This is a genomic window from Methylibium sp., assembly GCF_013817365.1.
In the GTDB taxonomy this organism is placed as follows: Bacteria; Pseudomonadota; Gammaproteobacteria; order Burkholderiales; family Burkholderiaceae_C; genus Methylibium.
On sequence record NZ_JACDCU010000479.1, the window covers coordinates 1 to 2950 of the forward strand.

The 2950-nt window shown below is 66.8% G+C and carries 4 protein-coding genes; 1 reads left to right on the forward strand and 3 read right to left on the reverse strand.

What is annotated here, in order from left to right:
• Positions 1-599 (reverse strand): hypothetical protein (locus H0W38_RS20040; RefSeq protein WP_292457482.1); only part of this gene is annotated, 599 nt, incomplete at its 3' end.
• Between H0W38_RS20040 and H0W38_RS20045 the strand changes: the two genes are divergently transcribed.
• Complete coding sequence (locus H0W38_RS20045; protein ID WP_292457484.1) at positions 574-2367, forward strand: SulP family inorganic anion transporter; 1794 nt, start codon at positions 574-576, stop codon at positions 2365-2367. The two genes, H0W38_RS20040 and H0W38_RS20045, sit on opposite strands and share 26 nt — an antisense overlap.
• Position 2368: 1 nt before the next feature.
• Here H0W38_RS20045 and H0W38_RS20050 read toward each other — a convergent pair whose 3' ends face one another.
• Both H0W38_RS20050 and H0W38_RS20055 read right to left on the reverse strand, forming a co-directional pair.
• Positions 2369-2686: a hypothetical protein gene (locus tag H0W38_RS20050; protein ID WP_292457486.1), complete on the reverse strand. Its 318-nt coding sequence runs from the start codon at positions 2684-2686 to the stop codon at positions 2369-2371.
• Positions 2680-2862, reverse strand: a complete 183-nt coding sequence (locus tag H0W38_RS20055) for a hypothetical protein (RefSeq protein WP_292457489.1) — start codon at positions 2860-2862, stop codon at positions 2680-2682. The genes H0W38_RS20050 and H0W38_RS20055 overlap by 7 nt, the downstream gene beginning before the upstream one ends.
• Positions 2863-2950 lie beyond the last annotated feature (88 nt).

The following is a 2950-nucleotide window of genomic DNA, read 5'->3' on the forward strand; positions in this document are numbered from 1 at the left end:
TCGTCGGTGTAGATGTCGGTGCTGACGAAATGCGTTTCGGGAAACTGGGGCCGCTCTTTCCATTCGACTGAGTTGCGTGACATGAAGATCTCCGTGTGGTTGCTTGAAGCCGCAGCGTACTGCAATGACGGGCTCTCGAAGACCAGTACTTGCATAGCCCGTGCCTGACTGAAGCGATGCGCTTTTGAGCGGTTTTCGGGACCCCAGGAACGCCTTCGAGCGCCGAGTCGAGGGTTTACCAAAAGCTTCTCGTCGAGCCCGCGTTTCGAATCGAAACCGAGCCGCGTTTCGAATCGAAACGCCGCCACCGAAGGCCGTGTCGCGAACGCTGCCGGTTCGCGCGCACAGGCGGCCGCACTCCCGTGCGCCACGCTCCGCGGACTCGATAAAGGCTTGCGCCGAGGCGCTTGTGGCATCAAGCTTGCTGTTTCTCGCCGCTGCACCGGTGGGGTCGAGATGCGGCGCGCGCTCGCGGCGCCCGGACCGGATTGCAAGGTGCTCGACCGGAGAATCGCACAGCGATGATTGAAGACGATGCCGTCGACTGAGCCCTGGCTGCTCAGGCTGTTGCCGATGCTGCGCTGGTGGCCGAAGGTCAACGCCGGCAGCCTGCGCGCGGATGCGATGGCCGGGCTCACCGGCACGATCATCCTGGTGCCTCAGGCGGTGGCCTACGCGAGCATCGCCGGCCTGCCGCCGGAGTACGGCCTGTACACCGCCATCGTGCCGGTGATCATCTCGTCGTTGTTCGGCTCGTCGTGGCACCTGTTCTCCGGCCCCACCGCCGCGCTGTCGATCGTCATCTTCGCAACCGTCAGCCCGCTCGCCGAGCCCGGCAGCAGCAGCTACATCCAGCTCGTCTTCACCCTGACCTTCATGACCGGCCTGATGATGCTGGCGATGGGCATCGCCCGCCTGGGTTTCCTCGTCAACTTCATCTCGCACAGCGTCGTGATCGGCTTCACCGCCGGCGCGGCCGTGCTGATCGCCACCAGCCAACTGAAGAACTTCTTCGGCGTCTCGGCCGAGCCGAGCGCGTCCTTCGTGCAGACGGTTTCCCGTTTTGCCGCCGAACTGCCGAACACCAACCTGTTCGTGCTCAGCGTGGGCATCGTCACGCTGGCGACGGGCATCGCCACGCGCCGGTATCTGCCGAAGCTTCCGCACATGATCAGCGCGATGGTCGCCGGCAGCCTTTACGCGGCCGTGCTGCAGGGCGTGTTCGGCAGCGACACGGGCATTGCCACGGTGTCGGCGATTCCGCGCAGCCTGCCGCCGCTGTCGATGCCGGAGGTGTCGCTGCAGACGCTGCGCGACCTGGGGGCGATCGCGCTGGCGCTGACCATGCTGGCCCTGACCGAGGCGCTGGCCATCGCCCGCGCCATCGCCGTGAAGTCGGGGCAGCAGATCGACAGCAGCCAGGAGTTCATCGGCCAGGGTCTGGGCAATATCTTCGGCAGCTTCACGTCCGGCTACGTTTCGAGTGGATCGTTCACGCGCAGCAGCCTCAACTACGTGGTGGGCGGCAAGACGCCTCTGGCGCCGGTGTTCGCGGCGCTGCTCCTGCTTTTGACCCTGATCGCCCTCGCGCCCCTGGTGCGCTTTCTGCCCATCGCATCGATGGCGGCGGTCCTGTTCATGGTGGCGTACTCGCTGATCGACGTCCACCACATGCGGTCGATCGTGCGGACCAGCCGCGCCGAGAGCGCGATCCTCTTCGCCACGCTGTTCGCGACCCTCTTCCTGCACCTGGAGTTCGCCATCTACGTGGGCGTGCTGCTGTCGCTGATGGTGTTCCTCGAACGCACCGCGCGGCCGGGCATCCGCAAGGCGGTCCCGGCGCCCGGGGCCAACAGCTACCACTTCATCGGGCACACCACCGAGCCCGACTGCTGCCAGCTCGAAATGGTGTTCATCGACGGCGCGATCTACTTCGGCGCGGTCGACCACGTGCAGCGCCGCCTGCGCGACATCGATGCCGTGCGCCCTTCGCACAAGCACCTGCTGGTGCTGGCCCCCGGCATCAACTTCATCGACAGCTCCGGCGCCGAGCTGCTGGCGCAAGAGTCGCGCCGGCGCCGCTCGATCGGCGGCGGCCTGTACTTCCACCGCCTGCAGCAGCCGGTCGTCGATCTGCTGGAGCGGGCCGGCCACCTGCGGGAGATCGGGCCGGAGAACCTGTTCGCGATCGGGCAGGACGTGATCGAGGCGATCTACCCTAGGTTCGACTCGGAGGTCTGCCGCACTTGCCCGACGCGCATCTTCAGGCAATGCCAGAGCGTGCTGCCGAACGGCGAACCTCGCGGCCCCGCCGTCGTGCGCTTCGAGCGCCGCCGCGCCGGCTCCACCTTGCAGGCCGATCGATGATCTATTTGAGCGCGATGGCCCTGATCGTGGGGCTCTTGATCGGCACCGTGGGAGTGGGCGACGTCCTGCTGATCCCGCCACGTCGCGGTACAGGGGTCATGTCGATGATCAGCTCGTGGGTGTCGCCATGGGCCATCACGACCGGCCGGCCGAAGAGAGCGGCGTGCTGCTTCAGACGCTCGAGCACGGATTCGAAGCCGACGCGAAGCGGGTCGCCGACGGGCCGGTCGATGCCCGGGTTGGCCTGCATGGCGAGGAAAACACCCGCTGCGTCCGTCTCGACGGCTGTGTCGAAGGCGCGGTCGATCCAGGTCAGCACGGCGGCCTGCCGTGCGCTGACTCGGCGATGCGGTCCGGCCGCGGCTGCCCGGTGCTGGCGCTCGAGTCGTAGCCGCTCCAAGGCGCCAGATCGTCGCTGCTGCCGACGAGGTGCAGCGTGGCGAAGACGATGCGATTGGTAAGCGCGGCCTCAAGGCCCTCTTGACGCTGTCCCATTGGGTGGGGCGACGATGCTCAGACGTCGAGCACTTGCCGCAGTGCGTGGAATGGCACTCGCCAAGTCCCGCCCTCACCGGTGCCCAGG

Excerpts from the sequence above, each read along its gene's own strand:
- H0W38_RS20045 (WP_292457484.1), top strand. The coding sequence starts at position 574 with ATGCTGCGCTGGTGGCCGAAGGTCAACGCCGGCAGCCTGCGCGCGGAT.
- H0W38_RS20055 (WP_292457489.1), bottom strand. The coding sequence starts at position 2,862 with ATGGGACAGCGTCAAGAGGGCCTTGAGGCCGCGCTTACCAATCGCATC.